The organism is Pseudomonas sp. NBRC 111138, from assembly GCF_001320835.1.
Taxonomy (GTDB): domain Bacteria; phylum Pseudomonadota; class Gammaproteobacteria; order Pseudomonadales; family Pseudomonadaceae; genus Aquipseudomonas; species Aquipseudomonas paracarnis.
Map to the genome: position 1 here is coordinate 1 of NZ_BCBO01000040.1, position 14,881 is coordinate 14,881.

Annotated in this window: 11 protein-coding genes; 8 read left to right on the forward strand and 3 right to left on the reverse strand. The window is 60.5% G+C overall.

All coding sequences use genetic code 11. The features are described 5' to 3' along the window. Positions 1–34 precede the first annotated feature (34 nt). From APH41_RS07820 to guaA, 3 genes are all read left to right on the forward strand, one after another. Positions 35–583, forward strand: coding sequence for a hypothetical protein (locus tag APH41_RS07820; RefSeq protein WP_005791157.1), 549 nt, complete (start codon positions 35–37; stop codon positions 581–583). 271 nt (positions 584–854) lie between these two features. Further along, the gene (gene guaB, locus APH41_RS07825) at positions 855–2,324 is read left to right on the forward strand and encodes an IMP dehydrogenase (protein WP_034128014.1); all 1,470 of its coding nucleotides are present in this window, start codon (positions 855–857) and stop codon (positions 2,322–2,324) included. Positions 2,325–2,404: 80 nt separating this feature from the next. Further along, positions 2,405–3,982 (forward strand): glutamine-hydrolyzing GMP synthase, encoded by a 1,578-nt coding sequence (gene guaA / locus APH41_RS07830; RefSeq protein ID WP_014719806.1) that lies wholly within the window; start codon positions 2,405–2,407, stop codon positions 3,980–3,982. 141 nt (positions 3,983–4,123) lie between these two features. Here the strand turns inward: guaA and APH41_RS07835 are convergent, their stop codons facing one another. Next, entirely contained in the window at positions 4,124–4,435 is a 312-nt protein-coding gene (locus tag APH41_RS07835) for a hypothetical protein (protein WP_054897803.1), read from the reverse strand. A gap of 129 nt (positions 4,436–4,564) precedes the next feature. Beyond that, a complete protein-coding gene (gene treR, locus APH41_RS07840) occupies positions 4,565–5,269 on the reverse strand; it encodes a trehalose operon repressor (protein WP_054918297.1) in 705 nt (234 codons plus the stop codon). Positions 5,270–5,523: 254 nt separating this feature from the next. On the opposite strand from treR, the gene treP reads away from it, so the two are divergent. From treP to APH41_RS07865, 5 genes are all read left to right on the forward strand, one after another. Beyond that, entirely contained in the window at positions 5,524–6,966 is a 1,443-nt protein-coding gene (treP, locus tag APH41_RS07845) for a PTS system trehalose-specific EIIBC component (protein WP_054918298.1), read from the forward strand. A 122-nt stretch (positions 6,967–7,088) separates the two neighbouring features. Further along, positions 7,089–8,735 carry an alpha,alpha-phosphotrehalase gene (gene treC / locus APH41_RS07850; protein WP_054918300.1) on the forward strand — a complete coding sequence of 549 codons (1,647 nt, stop codon included), beginning with the start codon at positions 7,089–7,091 and terminating at the stop codon, positions 8,733–8,735. Positions 8,736–8,901: 166 nt separating this feature from the next. After that, positions 8,902–10,122: a carbohydrate porin gene (locus tag APH41_RS07855; RefSeq protein WP_054918301.1), complete on the forward strand. Its 1,221-nt coding sequence runs from the start codon at positions 8,902–8,904 to the stop codon at positions 10,120–10,122. Positions 10,123–10,331: 209 nt separating this feature from the next. Continuing rightward, on the forward strand, positions 10,332–12,866 hold the full coding sequence (gene ptsP / locus APH41_RS07860; protein WP_054918302.1) for a phosphoenolpyruvate--protein phosphotransferase: 2,535 nt from the start codon (positions 10,332–10,334) through the stop codon (positions 12,864–12,866). Positions 12,867–12,868: 2 nt separating this feature from the next. Next, entirely contained in the window at positions 12,869–13,147 is a 279-nt protein-coding gene (locus APH41_RS07865; RefSeq protein ID WP_054897798.1) for a PTS transporter subunit EIIB, read from the forward strand. 136 nt (positions 13,148–13,283) lie between these two features. Here APH41_RS07865 and mltF read toward each other — a convergent pair whose 3' ends face one another. Then, positions 13,284–14,744: a membrane-bound lytic murein transglycosylase MltF gene (gene mltF / locus APH41_RS07870; RefSeq protein WP_054897797.1), complete on the reverse strand. Its 1,461-nt coding sequence runs from the start codon at positions 14,742–14,744 to the stop codon at positions 13,284–13,286. Between the last annotated feature and the right edge of the window lie 137 nt (positions 14,745–14,881).

A 14,881-nucleotide genomic window follows, 5' to 3' on the forward strand; every position in this document is an offset into this window, starting at 1 on the left:
GCGATGGCGCCAATAGCCACACCGCAGGACTCCCATGAACTCCCAAAGCATCCTTGTCCCGAAAATCTCCACCTTGCCGGTCCACGAACCCCGCGCCCGGGCGATTGTGCGCTGGCTGGTGCGCAAGAACATCATCAAGGAAGAGCTCACCACTTGCGGGCGTACCGGCAACCGCATGGGCTACGCCCTGGCCGATGGTGCCCGCGCGGTGGTGCTGCACCCCGAAGCGCTGCCGTTCAACGAGCCGGTCAATGGCCTGGAGATCATCTACAAGCGTTGCATCTACACGCCGGCCAAGGGGTTCCTCGAAGAAGCGGGCTGCCCGGAGTGCCTAAAGGAAGTCGGCGAGGCGCTGTTTGAAAGCCTGGAAGACTGGATGCCTGGCCACACCGATAACTTCACCTGCCCGCTATGTGGGCATGAAGACGACATCAATGGCTTTCTGTTCCTGCAGGAATGCGGGTTTTCCAACCTGGGATTCATTTTCAACAACTGGGCGGAGGCGGGCTTCAAACAGAGCTTTATCGACGAGTTTGCCGATTGGCTCGATCAAAAAATGAGCTGGGTCAAAGTCGAACTGTAACTTTTTGCCGAACACGATCGTTCCCACGCTCCCGCGTGGGCAACGCCGCATGGGACGCTCCGCGTCCCGTTGTTGTCGGAGATTTTGAATCCTGCCCCAAGGCGACGCGGAGCGTCACCAGAGGCATTCCCACGCGGAGCATGGGAATGATCGGGGCGATGAAATTACCCATCTATCAGTATTACCAAGTTTGTCAGAGTTTTACATTGAGCCCGGCAGGGTGCATGTATATAATGGCGCGCTTCCATTTTCCCGCTCGGGAGCCCCCGCGATGCTGCGTATCAGCCAAGAAGCTCTGACATTCGACGACATTCTCCTAGTGCCCGGTTATTCCGAGGTGCTTCCTAACGAAGTCAGTCTCAAGACCCGCCTAACCCGTGGCATCGAGCTGAATATTCCCCTGGTTTCCGCTGCCATGGACACCGTCACCGAAGCCCGTCTGGCCATTGCCATGGCTCAGGAAGGCGGCATCGGCATCATCCACAAGAACATGACCATCGAGCAGCAAGCTGCCGAAGTGCGCAAGGTCAAGCGTTACGAAGCCGGCGTGGTGAAAGATCCGATCACCATCGAAGCTGACGCCACCGTGCGTGACCTGTTCGAACTCACGCGTATGCACAACATCTCCGGCGTCCCGGTGCTGCACGATGGCGACCTGGTCGGCATCGTCACTTCCCGTGACGTGCGTTTCGAGAACCGCCTTGAAGTCACCGTCCGCGAAGTGATGACGCCTAAAGAGCGCCTCGTCACCGTCAAGGAAGGCGCCGACAAGAACGATGTGCGCGAACTGCTGCACAAGCACCGCATCGAGCGCGTGCTGATCGTCGACGACAAATTCGCCCTCAAAGGCATGATGACCGTCAACGACATCGAAAAAGCCAAGGCTTACCCACTGGCCAGCAAGGATGACCAAGGTCGTCTGCGCGTTGGCGCTGCTGTCGGTACCGGTAAAGACACCGGTGATCGCGTCTCGGCGCTGGTCGCTGCCGGTGTTGACGTGGTAGTGGTCGACACCGCCCACGGCCACTCCAAAGGCGTGATCGACCGCGTGCGTTGGGTCAAGCAGAACTTCCCTGAAGTGCAGGTGATCGGCGGCAACATCGCCACCGGCGCTGCCGCCAAGGCCCTGGCCGAAGCTGGCGCCGACGCAGTCAAGGTCGGTATCGGCCCAGGCTCCATCTGCACCACGCGTATCGTCGCCGGTGTGGGCGTGCCGCAGATCAGCGCCATCGCCAACGTCGCCGCTGCCCTTGAAGGCACTGGCGTACCCTTGATCGCCGACGGTGGCATCCGTTTCTCCGGTGACCTGTCCAAGGCCATCGTAGCCGGTGCCTCCTGCGTGATGATGGGCTCGATGTTCGCCGGTACCGAAGAAGCACCGGGCGAGATCGAACTGTTCCAGGGCCGTTCGTACAAGGCTTACCGTGGCATGGGTTCGCTGGGCGCCATGTCCCAGGCGCAAGGCTCTTCCGACCGTTATTTCCAGGACTCTTCGGCAGGCGCCGAGAAGCTCGTACCGGAAGGCATCGAAGGCCGTGTGCCGTACAAAGGCACCCTGAGCGCGATCATCCATCAACTGATGGGCGGCCTGCGTTCCTCGATGGGCTACACCGGCAGCGCCAACATCGAAGAAATGCGCACCAAGCCAGAGTTCGTACGGATCACCGGCGCCGGCATGGCTGAATCCCATGTCCACGACGTGCAGATCACCAAGGAAGCGCCAAACTACCGTGTAGGTTGAGGCTTCCAGCAAAACGTTAAGTAACCGGGGCTGTTCTTCAGCCCCGAGTTGTTTCTGATTCATTAGACGAGACTGACTTCATGGCCCTCGACATTCACGCCCACCGCATCCTGATCCTCGACTTCGGTTCCCAGTACACCCAGCTGATCGCCCGCCGCGTGCGTGAAATCGGCGTGTACTGCGAACTGCATCCGTTCGACATGGACGATGAAGCGATCCGCGAATTCGCACCCAAAGGCGTCATTCTCGCCGGTGGCCCCGAGTCCGTGCACGAAGCCAATAGCCCGCGCTGCCCGCAAGCGGTATTCGACCTGGGTGTGCCGGTATTCGGCATCTGCTACGGCATGCAGACCATGGCCGAGCAACTGGGCGGCAAGGTAGAAGGCTCCGAGCTGCGTGAATTCGGTTATGCCCGTGTGGACGTGGTCGGCAAGAGCCGCCTGCTGGACGGCATCGAAGACCACATCGACGCCGACGGCCTGTTCGGCCTCGACGTCTGGATGAGCCACGGTGACAAGGTCACCAAAATGCCGGAAGACTTCCACATCCTGGCCAGCACCCCGAGCTGCCCGATTGCCGGCATGTTCAGCGATGAGCGTCGCTACTACGGGGTGCAGTTCCACCCGGAAGTGACCCACACCAAGCAAGGCGGGCGCATCCTGTCGCGTTTCATCCTCGACATCTGCGAGTGTGAAGCCCTGTGGACCCCGTCGAAAATTGCTGAAGACGCCATCGCCCAAGTGCGCGCCCAGGTCGGCACTGACAACGTATTGCTTGGCCTGTCCGGCGGCGTTGACTCCTCGGTTGTGGCCGCCTTGCTGCACAAGGCCATTGGCGACCAGCTGACCTGCGTATTCGTCGACAACGGCCTGCTGCGCCTGCACGAAGGTGAGCAAGTGATGGCCATGTTCGCCGAGAACATGGGCGTCAAGGTGATCCGCGCCAACGCTGAGGACCAGTTCCTCAACAACCTGGCCGGCGAGTCCGACCCGGAGAAGAAGCGCAAGATCATCGGCCGCACCTTCATCGACGTGTTCGATGCCGAGTCCAACAAACTGGACAACATCAAGTACCTCGCCCAGGGCACCATCTACCCCGACGTGATCGAGTCGGCCGGCGCCAAGAGCGGCAAGGCCCACGTGATCAAGTCCCACCACAACGTGGGTGGCCTGCCTGAGGAGATGAACCTCAAGCTGGTAGAACCGCTGCGCGAACTGTTCAAGGACGAAGTCCGCCGTCTGGGCCTGGAACTGGGCCTGCCGTACGACATGGTCTACCGCCACCCATTCCCAGGCCCGGGCCTGGGCGTGCGTATCCTGGGTGAAGTGAAGAAGGAATACGCCGACCTGCTGCGTCGCGCCGACCACATCTTCATCGAAGAACTGCGCAAGGCCGACTGGTACCACAAGGTCAGCCAGGCGTTCGTGGTATTCCAGCCGGTGAAATCGGTTGGCGTTGTAGGCGATGGTCGTCGTTACGCATGGGTTGTTGCGTTGCGTGCCGTAGAGACGATCGACTTCATGACAGCGCGTTGGGCACACCTGCCTTACGAACTGCTGGAGACGGTCAGCGGCCGGATTATCAACGAGATCGAAGGTATCTCGCGCGTGACGTATGACGTGTCGAGCAAGCCGCCGGCGACGATTGAGTGGGAATGATGGGACGTCCGGCATTGTCCGGCACGATCTAGCAAGAAATGCCCTGGAGCCCGCGTAATTGCGGGCTTTTGGCTTTTTGGGTCTGGCAAATTCTGGCAGCTTTGTGCATCGCCAAGCACCTTGTGTCTTTTCGCTGACGGATTACCGGCGGCCTTCGCAAACGGGTGATTCGCCGATGCGGCCTTCCTTGCAAAGGTCAATGTTATCTGTGCGCTTGAAACCTGCGTCTTTCATGCAATAAAACCGCGTGAGCACCTGGTCAATCGGGGTTCTGTCGCCCGTCCCTATCAGGTTGGTATAGCCGCATGCGGTCATGGCGTGTTTGACGCCCTCTTCAGACACCCCGATCTTCTTCCAATTGGTAAATTCCGGCGGCGGTGGTTGAAAGCCTCTGCCGGTGCAGCCGATCAATAGCAACGCGTACATACTCGACACCAGGCTCTTCCTGAACATCGTATTCTCTCCCTTGGTTTGACTCGGATAATGTGTACGGCGTCTGCGCAACAGTTAATGCAGTCACTACGAAGAAGGTTTTTCGTGAAGGGTATTTTTCGTGGTGTCAGTGGGTTTCACGGCTTACGCTTACCGCCGCGCTATATCCGAAAAGTAAAACTTATCCAACGTATGCCGCGACTCGGTGTACTCGAACTGCCTTCCATCCTGCAAAAACGTCTGGTTACTCACCACAATCACATGGCTTTGCCCCTCCAGATCCAGATGCGCCTGGTCGTCCTTGCTGCGTGGCAGGGCTTCGATGGTGCGTTGCGCGTAGCTGATCTGCAGCTGCAGCGTTTGCTCGATAAACGCGTAGATCGACTGCTCGGCGATGTCGCGGTCCAGGCCGGGAATCAGGTCGCTGATGAAGTGGTTGATGTCCAGAATCACGCGTTTGCCGCCGATGCGGCGCACCCGTTTGATGCGCGTGATCAGGGTGCCGGGTTCGGCCTCGATGTGTTGCAGCAGTGAGCCTTCCAACGGGATCTGGGTGAACTCGACCACGTCGGTACGTACATCATCGCCCAGGTCAGCGTGGGTTTCGTGGAAGCTGACGATGCCGCCCAGTTGGAACTCGATCGGGTTGGGCGACAACACAAAGGTGCCCTTGCCGTGGATCTTTTGCGCAAAGCCACGCTCCTGCAACTGCTCGATGGCGCGCCGCACGGTGCCACGGCTGGCCTGGTAGGCGTCCATCAGTTCGGTTTCGGAGGGAAGGCGCGTACCGCGTTGCAGGCGCTCGGTGGTGATGCTGGCAAGCAGATCCGTATAGATCTGGTTGTATTTGCTCATGGGATGGCTCTTGCCCGGCGTTATGAAGGTGGACTGCGCGTTCAAGGCAGGAACCTTAGTGGCAGAGGTTGGGTTTGTCCATTGGACACCCGTGCCCGTAGGTGAAAAACCTGACGGAAAGATCGTATGAATAAACAAAAGTGTAACTCGTACAGACGAGTTGTTGATTTAACTCGTACAGACGAGTACTTTTCCCTCCTCGGCGTGCTGCCAACGACTGCCACCCATAAAAACAATCACAGTGGAAAACGAGCATGAGCCACGACTATTCAACGATTGCCCGCGAGATCCTCGACAACCTCGGAGGCCGCGAAAACCTTGAGCAGGCTGCCCATTGCGTGACCCGCCTGCGCCTGGCGCTCAAGGACCCCAGCCTGGTCAACAGCAGTGCCCTGAACCAGGTCGATCTGGTCAAGGGTTCGTTCTTTACCGGCGGCCTGTTCCAGGTGGTGATCGGTCCCGGCGAAGTGGAGAAGGTCTACGCCGCCCTGCGCGAACTGACCGGCCTTGCCGCTTCGACCATTGCCGACGTCAAGAAAGCCGGCGGCGACAAGGCCAACCCCATGCAGCGCCTGGTGCGGGTGTTCTCCGATGTGTTCATGCCGATCCTGCCCGCGCTGATCATTGCCGGCCTGTTGATGGGCGTGAACAACCTGATGGGCGCCAAGGGCATGTTCATCGAAGGCCAGACGCTGCTGGAGGCCTACCCGAATCTGGATGGCCTGTGGAGCCTGATCAACCTGATGGCCAACACCTCCTTCGTGTTCCTGCCGGCACTGGTGGGCTGGTCGGCGGCCAAGCGGTTCGGCGGCAGTGAAATCCTCGGCATCGTGCTGGGCCTGATGCTGGTGCACCCGGACCTGCTCAACGCCTGGAACTACGGCAAGGCGGTCGCCGGCCTCGACGGCCAGAGCCTTCCGTACTTCGATATCTTCGGCTGGTTCCAGATCGAGAAGGTGGGTTACCAGGGGCAGATCCTGCCGATCCTGATGGCGGCCTTTGTCATGAGCGTGATCGAGAAGTGGCTGAGGGCGCGGGTGCCGAATGCCATTCAACTGCTGGTGGTGCCGATCACCACCATCGTGGTCACTGGTGTGCTGGCCCTGGCAATCATCGGCCCGGTGACGCGTCACCTCGGCATCCTGATTACCGAAGGCCTGGTCACCCTGTTTGAAATCGCACCTATGGTCGGCGGCGCGATTTTCGGCCTGCTCTATGCGCCGCTGGTGATCACCGGTATGCACCACATGTTCCTGGCCGTCGACCTGCAGCTTATTTCCACCCAGGGCGGCACCTTTATCTGGCCGATGATCGTCATGTCCAACCTGGCCCAGGGCAGCGCCGCGCTCGGGGTGTTCTACATGACTCGCAATGCGCGGGACAAAAGCATGGCCTCGACCTCGGCCATTTCAGCTTACTTCGGCATCACTGAGCCGGCGATGTTCGGGGTGAACCTGCGTTTCAAATTCCCGTTCTATGCCGCTCTGCTGGGCTCGGCGCTGGGCAGCATTTTCCTGTCGTTGAACAAGGTGCAGGCCTCGGCCATCGGCGTCGGTGGGCTACCCGGGTTTATCTCGATCGTACCGAGCGCCATTCCGATGTTCGTGATTGGCATGGTCGTGGCGATGGTCGTGCCGTTTGCGCTGACGTGCATGTTGAGCATGAAGATCGTTCGGCCTGGTTACCGGGTCGCCTGAAGATCGCTATCGCAGGCAAGCCAGCTCCCACAGTGATGTGTGAACACATTCAAATGTGGGAGCTGGCTTGCCTGCGATGAGGCCGGAAGGGCCAACACCCAACTCTACTGAAGGAATCCACCATGCAAACCTGGCAACACTCGGTGATCTACCAGATCTACCCCAAAAGCTTCCACAGCCACGCGGGTAACGCCACCGGTGACCTGCTGGGCATCGTGGACAAACTCGATTACCTCAAGTGGCTGGGCGTGGACTGCCTGTGGGTTACTCCGTTCCTGCGCTCGCCCCAGCGCGACAACGGCTACGACATCAGCGACTACTACGCCATCGACCCCAGCTACGGCACCATGGCCGACTGCGACCTGCTGATCAGCGAAGCCGCCAAGCATGGTATCAAGCTGATGCTCGACATCGTGGTCAACCACACCTCCATCGAACACGAATGGTTCCAGCAGGCGCGCAGCAGCCTCGACAATCCCTATCGTGACTTCTACATCTGGCGTGACCAGCCGAACAACTGGGAATCCAAGTTCGGCGGCTCGGCCTGGGAATACGAAGCGCAGACTGGCCAGTACTACCTGCATCTGTTCGACCATACCCAGGCCGACCTCAATTGGGACAACCCCAAGGTGCGCGCCGAAGTGTTCAAGATGATGCGTTTCTGGCGCGACAAAGGCGTGGGCGGCTTCCGCCTGGATGTGATCAACCTGATCTCCAAGCCCGCCGATTTCCCCGAAGACAACAGCGACGGTCGCCGTTTCTACACCGACGGCCCGAACGTGCACCAATACCTGCAGCAAATGCACCGCGAGGTCTTTGAAGGCCATGACCTGATCAACGTGGGCGAGATGTCATCCACCCGCCTGGAACACTGCATTCGCTACTCGAATCCAGCGTCGAAAGAGCTGTCGATGACCTTCAATTTCCATCACCTGAAAGTCGATTACCCCAACCTGCAGAAGTGGGTGAAGGCCGATTTCGATTTCCTGCAACTCAAGCAGATTTTCTCCGACTGGCAGGTGGGCATGCAGGCCGGTGGCGGCTGGAACGCGTTGTTCTGGTGTAACCACGACCAGCCACGGGTGGTCTCGCGCTTTGGTGACGACGGCGAATACCGCGTGGTCTCGGCCAAGATGCTCGCCACGGCGCTGCACTTTCTGCAGGGCACGCCGTATGTGTATCAGGGCGAAGAGCTGGGCATGACCAACCCCGGCTTCGACAGCATTTCGCAATACCGCGATGTGGAAACCCTGAACATCTTCCGCCTCAAGCGCGACGCGGGAGAGTCCGAAGCTTCGAGCATGGCGGCGATCATGCAGAAGTCCCGCGATAACGGGCGTACGCCCATGCAGTGGAGCACCGAAGCGAACGCCGGGTTCAGCCGCGGTGAACCCTGGATCGGCATTCCCGCGAATGCTGCGCAGATCAATGTCAACAGCCAGATGGATGACCCGGATTCGGTGCTGCATCACTACCGCAGGCTGATCGACCTGCGCCGTCGCGAGCCGCTGATACAGCAAGGCGTTTACCGTGCGTTGCTGCAAGACCATCTCCAGGTCTGGGCGTACCTGCGTGAAGGTCATGGCGAGCGCCTGTTGGTACTCAACAACTTCTATGGATCGTCGTGCGAGATCCAACTGCCCGAAGGCGTGATCAACGCCGCAAACGAGCAACGCCTTCTGATCAGCAACTACCCCGATTGCCCGCTGCGCACAAGCACGATGGTGCTACGCCCTTATGAATCCTTCGTGCTGCACCTGACTGGTTGAAATGCCCCCTGTAGGAGCGAGCTTGCTCGCGAAGATCGCCAACGCTAACGCGCCCCTCCAGGTGTTGCGTGGAGGTTGCAAATTCTTCGCGAGCAAGCTCGCTCCTACAGGTGATCGCGTCACGCAAGACAGCAAGAAAAAACAATAAAAATAAAAGGAGCACTTCATGAAAACAACAATAAAACTGGGCCTTATTGCTTCCTGCCTCACGGTGCCTTTTGGCGCGCAGGCCCTGGAATTTGCCGGGTATTTGCGCAGCGGCGCGGGCACGTCAACGGGCAGCGGCAAGCAGCAATGTTTCCAACTGCCGGGTGCGCAAACCAAGTACCGCTTGGGCAACGAATGCGAGCAGTACGCCGAGCTGGAACTGCGTCAGGATTTGCTGACCCTCGATGACGGTTCGGTGTTCAGCGTCGATGCCATGGCTTCCCTCTATAACAAGTACGACCGTGCCCTGAAGTTCCAGGGTGAAAACAATGGCTCGGCGCGCATGCCGCAGATGTATGCGCAATGGTCCAACCTGCCCAGTCTCAATGGCGGTTCGCTGTGGGCCGGGCGGCGTTACTACAAACGTAACGACATCCATATTTCCGACTTCTACTACTGGAACCAGAGCGCCACCGGTGGAGGGATCGAGGACGTGTTGATCGGCGGCTTGAAATACAGCTACGCCCTGTCGCGCAAGGACAACCTGTACCAGAAGGAGTACGCCACCCGTCACGACTTCAACGTCGCAGGTTTCAAGACCAACGCCGGTGGCGAACTGGAACTTGGCTTGAGCTACATCGCCAAGGCCGGTGGGCGTGACACCAACAGTGGCTGGGCGCTGACGGCGCAGCATGTACAAGCGGCCTTCCTGGGTGGCAAGAACAAGTTTGCCCTGCAGTACGGCGAAGGCCCCGGCACCGGTCTGGGTTACACCGGCAATACCACGTTGGACAAAAGCAGCAAAAGTTACCGCGCCGTGGAGTTCTTTGATTGGCAAGTGACCCCGCGTTTCGGCGGGCAAGTCGAGGCGGTGTACCAGAAAGATGTGCGCCCAGGGCGCCAGGACCAGAACTGGATGTCGCTCGGTGTGCGTCCTGCGTATGCGCTCAGCGAGCAATTCAAACTGGTCACTGAGCTGGGGCACGATCAGGTCGAGGCCACCGGCGGTACGCGCAAATTGAGCAAATTTACCTTCGCCCCGACCTGGTCGCCCAAAGGCCCTGAGTTCTGGGCGCGGCCGGAAGTACGGTTGTATTACACCTATGCGTCCTGGAATAAAGCGGCCAAGCGTGCGGCCAATGAGCTGGCGGCGGGCTCGGCGTTGTCCGACACCGGCGCCTATGGCACGGCGCGGCATGGGTCGAACGTCGGTGTGCAGGTCGAATATTGGTGGAAGTAAGCCGGGCTCGTGTGGGAGCGGGCTTGCTGTGGCGAGGGAGCTTGCTCCCGCTCGACTGCGCAGCAGTCGCAGGCTTTTGGGGGCGCTTCGCACCCCAGCGCAAGCAAGCTTGCTCGCCACAGCAAGCCCGCTCCCACCTTTGATCTTCGTCATCCTCAACCTTGCATCGGCTCAATGATTTTTAAAGAACAACACAAACAGGTGAAGTCATGACCACATCTCAACCCCTGGAACTGCTGGCACCCTTGTCCGGGGTTTTGCTGGCGCTGGATCAGGTCCCCGACCCGGTATTTTCCGGCCGCGTGATTGGCGATGGCCTGTGCATCGACCCTACCTCGCACACCCTCTGCGCGCCGTTGGCCGGGGTGATCAGCAATATTCAGGACAGCGGACACGCCGTCAGTGTCACCGCCGATAACGGAGTGCAGGTGCTGCTGCATATTGGCCTGGACACCGTGAACCTGGCGGGCCAGGGCTTCACCCGGCTGGTCGAGGAGAGCCAGCGGGTGGAGGCCGGGCAGCCGCTGATCGAGTTCGATGCCGATTACGTGGCGCTCAATGCACGCAGCCTGCTGACCTTGATGCTCATTGTGAGCGGCGAGCCGTTTGTGCCATTGGTGGCCGGTCAGGCGCTGGTGGAGTCCGGCCAGCCTCTGGTGCAGGTCTCACCGGGGCCGATGCCCGCTGAGGTGGACGAGGAAGAGGGCAATGCGCTGTTTTCCAAGCCAGTGACATTGCCCAATGCCAGCGGCCTGCACGCCCGCCCTGCGGCGGTGTTTGCCCAGGCGGCGAAGGGGTTCAGTTCCAGCATTTTCCTGCACAAGCAAACCCTGAGCGCCAATGCCAAGTCGCTTGTGGCGATCATGGCGCTGCAGACCTCCCAGGGCGACAGCGTGCAAGTGAGCGCGGCGGGGGAAGATGCCGAGGCGGCAATCCAGGCGCTGGTGGCGTTGCTGCTCGACGGCTGTGGCGAGACGCTGCCGGTAGCGGTCGAGGCGATCAACGAGCCCGCCACGCCTGCGTCTTCTGCGTCCGTGTTGCGAGGCGTCTGCGCGTCGCCGGGCTCGGCGTTCGGCCAGGTTGTCCAAGTGGCTGAACCGGCGCTTGAGATTCCCGAAGCCGGTGCCGGAGAAACCTTCGAACGTACCGCATTGGCCCGTGGCCTGCGGGCGGCAAACGAGGCGCTGCAAGCGTTGCAGGCCAAGGCGGCCGGCAGTGCCCAGGCCGAGATCTTCCGCGCCCACCAGGAACTGCTCGAAGACCCGACCCTGCTTGAACAAGCCCATAGCCTGCTGGCCGAAGGCAAGAGCGCGGCCTTTGCCTGGAATACGGCCACGGTGGCGACCGCCAGGCTCTTCGAAGGCTTGGGTAAAACGCTGCTGGCTGAGCGTGCGGCGGATTTGGCCGACGTCGGCCAGCGCGTGCTCAAGTTGATCCTGGGGGTGCCGGAGCGTTCCATGGAGCTGCCGGAGTGCGCCATTCTGGTCGCCGAACAATTGACCCCCTCACAAACCGCCGGCCTGGATACCAGCAAAGTGCTGGGCTTCGTCACGGTCGCCGGTGGCGCTACCAGCCACGTGGCCATCCTCGCCCGGGCCCTCGGCCTGCCATCCCTTTGCGGCGTACCCAGTCAAGTATTGGCCTTGGCCAACGGCAAGCGGGTACTGCTCAACGCCGACAAAGGCGAGCTGCAGCTGGAGCCGAACCTGGCTGAAATCGAGCAACTGCAGGCGGTTCGTCAACAGCAAAAGCTACGGCTGCAGCGTGAAGTGGCACAGGCCTCACAGGCGGCGGTCACCCGCGACGGTCACCACGTCGAGGTCACAGCCAACGTCGCCTCATTGCAGGAAGTGGAACAGTCACTGACCCTGGGCGCTGAAGGCGTGGGTCTGCTGCGTTCGGAGTTCCTCTACCTGGAACGCAACCGTGCCCCGAGCGCAGAGGAGCAGGCCGACACCTACAGCGCCATCGCCCGCGCCCTCGGCCCCGAGCGTAATCTGGTGGTACGTACCCTGGATGTGGGCGGCGATAAACCCTTGGCCTATGTGCCGATGGAAAGCGAGACCAACCCATTCCTTGGCCTGCGCGGTATCCGCCTGTGCCTGGAACGCCCCGAACTGCTGCGTGAACAGTTGCGTGCGATTCTTGCCAGTGCAGGCTTGGCGCGGCTGCATATCATGTTGCCGATGGTCAGCCTGCTGTCGGAGCTGCATCTGGCGCGCAAGATGCTCGAAGAAGAGGCGCTGGCCCTCGGGCTGGCCGAGTTACCAAAGCTGGGCATCATGATCGAAGTCCCCAGCGCAGCGCTGATGGCGGATGTGTTTGCGCCCCATGTGGATTTCTTCTCCATCGGCACCAACGACCTGACTCAGTACACCCTGGCCATGGACCGCGACCATCCGCGCCTGGCCAGCCAGGCCGACAGTTTTCACCCGGCCGTCCTGCGCCTGATCGACATCACCGTCAAGGCGGCCCATGCCCATGGCAAGTGGGTGGGCGTATGTGGTGCGCTGGCGTCCGAAACCCTTGCTGTGCCGGCGTTGATCGGCCTGGGTGTGGATGAGCTGTCGGTCAGCGTGCCGCTGATCCCCACCATCAAGGCCACCGTGCGCGAACTGGACCTGCACGACTGCCAGATCATTGCCCGCCAAGTGCTGGGCCTGGAAGAAGCCGACCAAGTGCGCGAGGCCCTGCGCCTGTACCACGCGGCCACCGTTGAAACCTCACCTGTCGTGGAGCACTGAGCATGTTCGAGAAATTGCAGCGGGCGTTCTGGAAAGCCCTGACGCCTGATTTGGTGGCCGAGACGGTCGCACCGACGACGCCGAGCCTGTTGTCGGCCGATGTGGTGAGTGCATTGGGCGGGGAGGGGAACGTCACGTCACAGCAGCGCGTGGCACTCACGCGGGTGCGCGTGCAATTGAAGGAGGTGGGTGGGTTGGATGAGTCGGCGTTGAAGGCTGCCGGTATACCCGCAGTGATGGTACTGCCGGGCGGCGTGCTCCATCTGCTCACCGGCCTATAAGGCGACGATGATCAGATGTGGGAGCTGGGCTTGCCCGCGATAGCGGTGTGTCAGGCGCCGACTACCTCGACTGTCAGGCCGCCATCGCGGGCAAGCCCGGCTCCCACAGGGATTTGCAGTGTGCGGGCTGCCGTGATCAGAGTTGTGGGGTGTCTTGTGGCGGCTTGGTCTTGTCCACGCCCGGCACATGCAGGTTGCCTTCCACCACCTGGTTGCCCTCCAGCTGCGGCTGGGTCACCCAGGTAAGAATGTCGTAGTAACGTCGAATGTTCGCCACAAAATGCACCGGCTCGCCGCCGCGGGCGTAGCCGTAGCGGGTCTTGCTGTACCACTGCTTCTGCGACAGGCGTGGCAGCATCTTCTTCACGTCCAGCCACTTGTTCGGGTTCAGGCCTTCTTTCTTCGCCAGGAGGCGCGCGTCGTCCAGGTGGCCGGTGCCTACGTTGTAGGCGGCGAGGGCGAACCAGGTACGGTCGGGTTCGGCGATCTTGTCGTCCAGCTCATCCTTGATCCGGGCCAGGTACTTGGCGCCGCCCATGATGCTCTGCTTGGGGTCAAGGCGGTTGGACACGCCCATGGCTTGCGCGGTGTTCTGGGTCAGCATCATCAGGCCGCGCACGCCGGTCTTGGACGTGACCGTGGGTTGCCACAGCGATTCCTGATAACCAATGGCTGCCAGTAAACGCCAATCGACTTTCTCGGCCTTGGCATAGGCGCGAAAGTGTTTCTCGTACTTGGGCAGGCGTTGTTGCAAGTGCTGGGCAAAGGTGTAGGCGCCGACATAGCCGAGGACATCGACGTGCCCGTAGTAGCGGTCCTTCAGGCGTTGCAAGGTGCCATTCTTCTCGACCTTGTCCAGGTAACTGTTGATCTCGTTTAGCAGGCTGTTGTCGTCGCCTGCTGCCACGGCCCAGCTTTGATTGCTGGCATTGCCGAGGTCGAAGGCCACGCGCACGTTGGGGAAGTACACCTGGTTCATGGCCACTTCGTTGGAGTCCACCAGGGTCAGGTCGATTTGCCCTTCGTCGACCATGCGCAGCAAATCCACCACTTCAACGGCGTCGGATTCTTCGTACTCGATGGCCGGGTTCTGTTTTTTCAGCGCCGCCAGTTGCTCGGCGTGGGTGCTGCCCTTGAGCACCATGATCTTCTTGCCCACCAGGTCGGCGGCGTTGGTGGGGCGCGATTGGCCGTTGCGGTAGATAATCTGTGGGGTGACTTCAAGGTACGGGTGAGAGAAGCGCACCTGCTGCTGGCGCTGGTCGCTGCTCACCAGGCCGGCGGCGGCGAGTACCGGGCCGTTGGGTTTGCCCAGCCGGCTGAACAGGTCGTCGAGGTTGTCGGCCGTCTCGATTTCCAGCTTCACCCCCAGGTCGTCGGCAAAGCGCTTGACCAGTTCGTATTCGAAGCCGGTTTCACCGTTGCGATCCTGGAAATACGTAGCGGGACTGTTGCGAGTGACCACCCGCAATACGCCATCCTCCTTGATTCGCTCCAGTGTGCTGGGTTTATCAACACAGGCACTGAGCATCAGGAAGAGCAAGGTGGCGATGAGCCATTTGGCGCATCGCAGGCGCGAAACAGTTGGGAAGAACATCTGCGCAGTATACGCAAACGGCTCACGGCGCCATATCTCGACAGCGGCGCACTTGTCTGCTAGCCAGCGTAAAACTGTGCTGCAGCCCGCAGAAACGGGGCTTGGCGAGCGATTGTGACGGTTAAAATAACTGCGCC

Excerpts from the sequence above, each read along its gene's own strand:
- APH41_RS07820 (WP_005791157.1), top strand. The coding sequence starts at position 35 with ATGAACTCCCAAAGCATCCTTGTCCCGAAAATCTCCACCTTGCCGGTC.
- guaB (WP_034128014.1), top strand. The coding sequence starts at position 855 with ATGCTGCGTATCAGCCAAGAAGCTCTGACATTCGACGACATTCTCCTA.
- guaA (WP_014719806.1), top strand. The coding sequence starts at position 2,405 with ATGGCCCTCGACATTCACGCCCACCGCATCCTGATCCTCGACTTCGGT.
- APH41_RS07835 (WP_054897803.1), bottom strand. The coding sequence starts at position 4,435 with ATGTTCAGGAAGAGCCTGGTGTCGAGTATGTACGCGTTGCTATTGATC.
- treR (WP_054918297.1), bottom strand. The coding sequence starts at position 5,269 with ATGAGCAAATACAACCAGATCTATACGGATCTGCTTGCCAGCATCACC.
- treP (WP_054918298.1), top strand. The coding sequence starts at position 5,524 with ATGAGCCACGACTATTCAACGATTGCCCGCGAGATCCTCGACAACCTC.
- treC (WP_054918300.1), top strand. The coding sequence starts at position 7,089 with ATGCAAACCTGGCAACACTCGGTGATCTACCAGATCTACCCCAAAAGC.
- APH41_RS07855 (WP_054918301.1), top strand. The coding sequence starts at position 8,902 with ATGAAAACAACAATAAAACTGGGCCTTATTGCTTCCTGCCTCACGGTG.
- ptsP (WP_054918302.1), top strand. The coding sequence starts at position 10,332 with ATGACCACATCTCAACCCCTGGAACTGCTGGCACCCTTGTCCGGGGTT.
- APH41_RS07865 (WP_054897798.1), top strand. The coding sequence starts at position 12,869 with ATGTTCGAGAAATTGCAGCGGGCGTTCTGGAAAGCCCTGACGCCTGAT.
- mltF (WP_054897797.1), bottom strand. The coding sequence starts at position 14,744 with ATGTTCTTCCCAACTGTTTCGCGCCTGCGATGCGCCAAATGGCTCATC.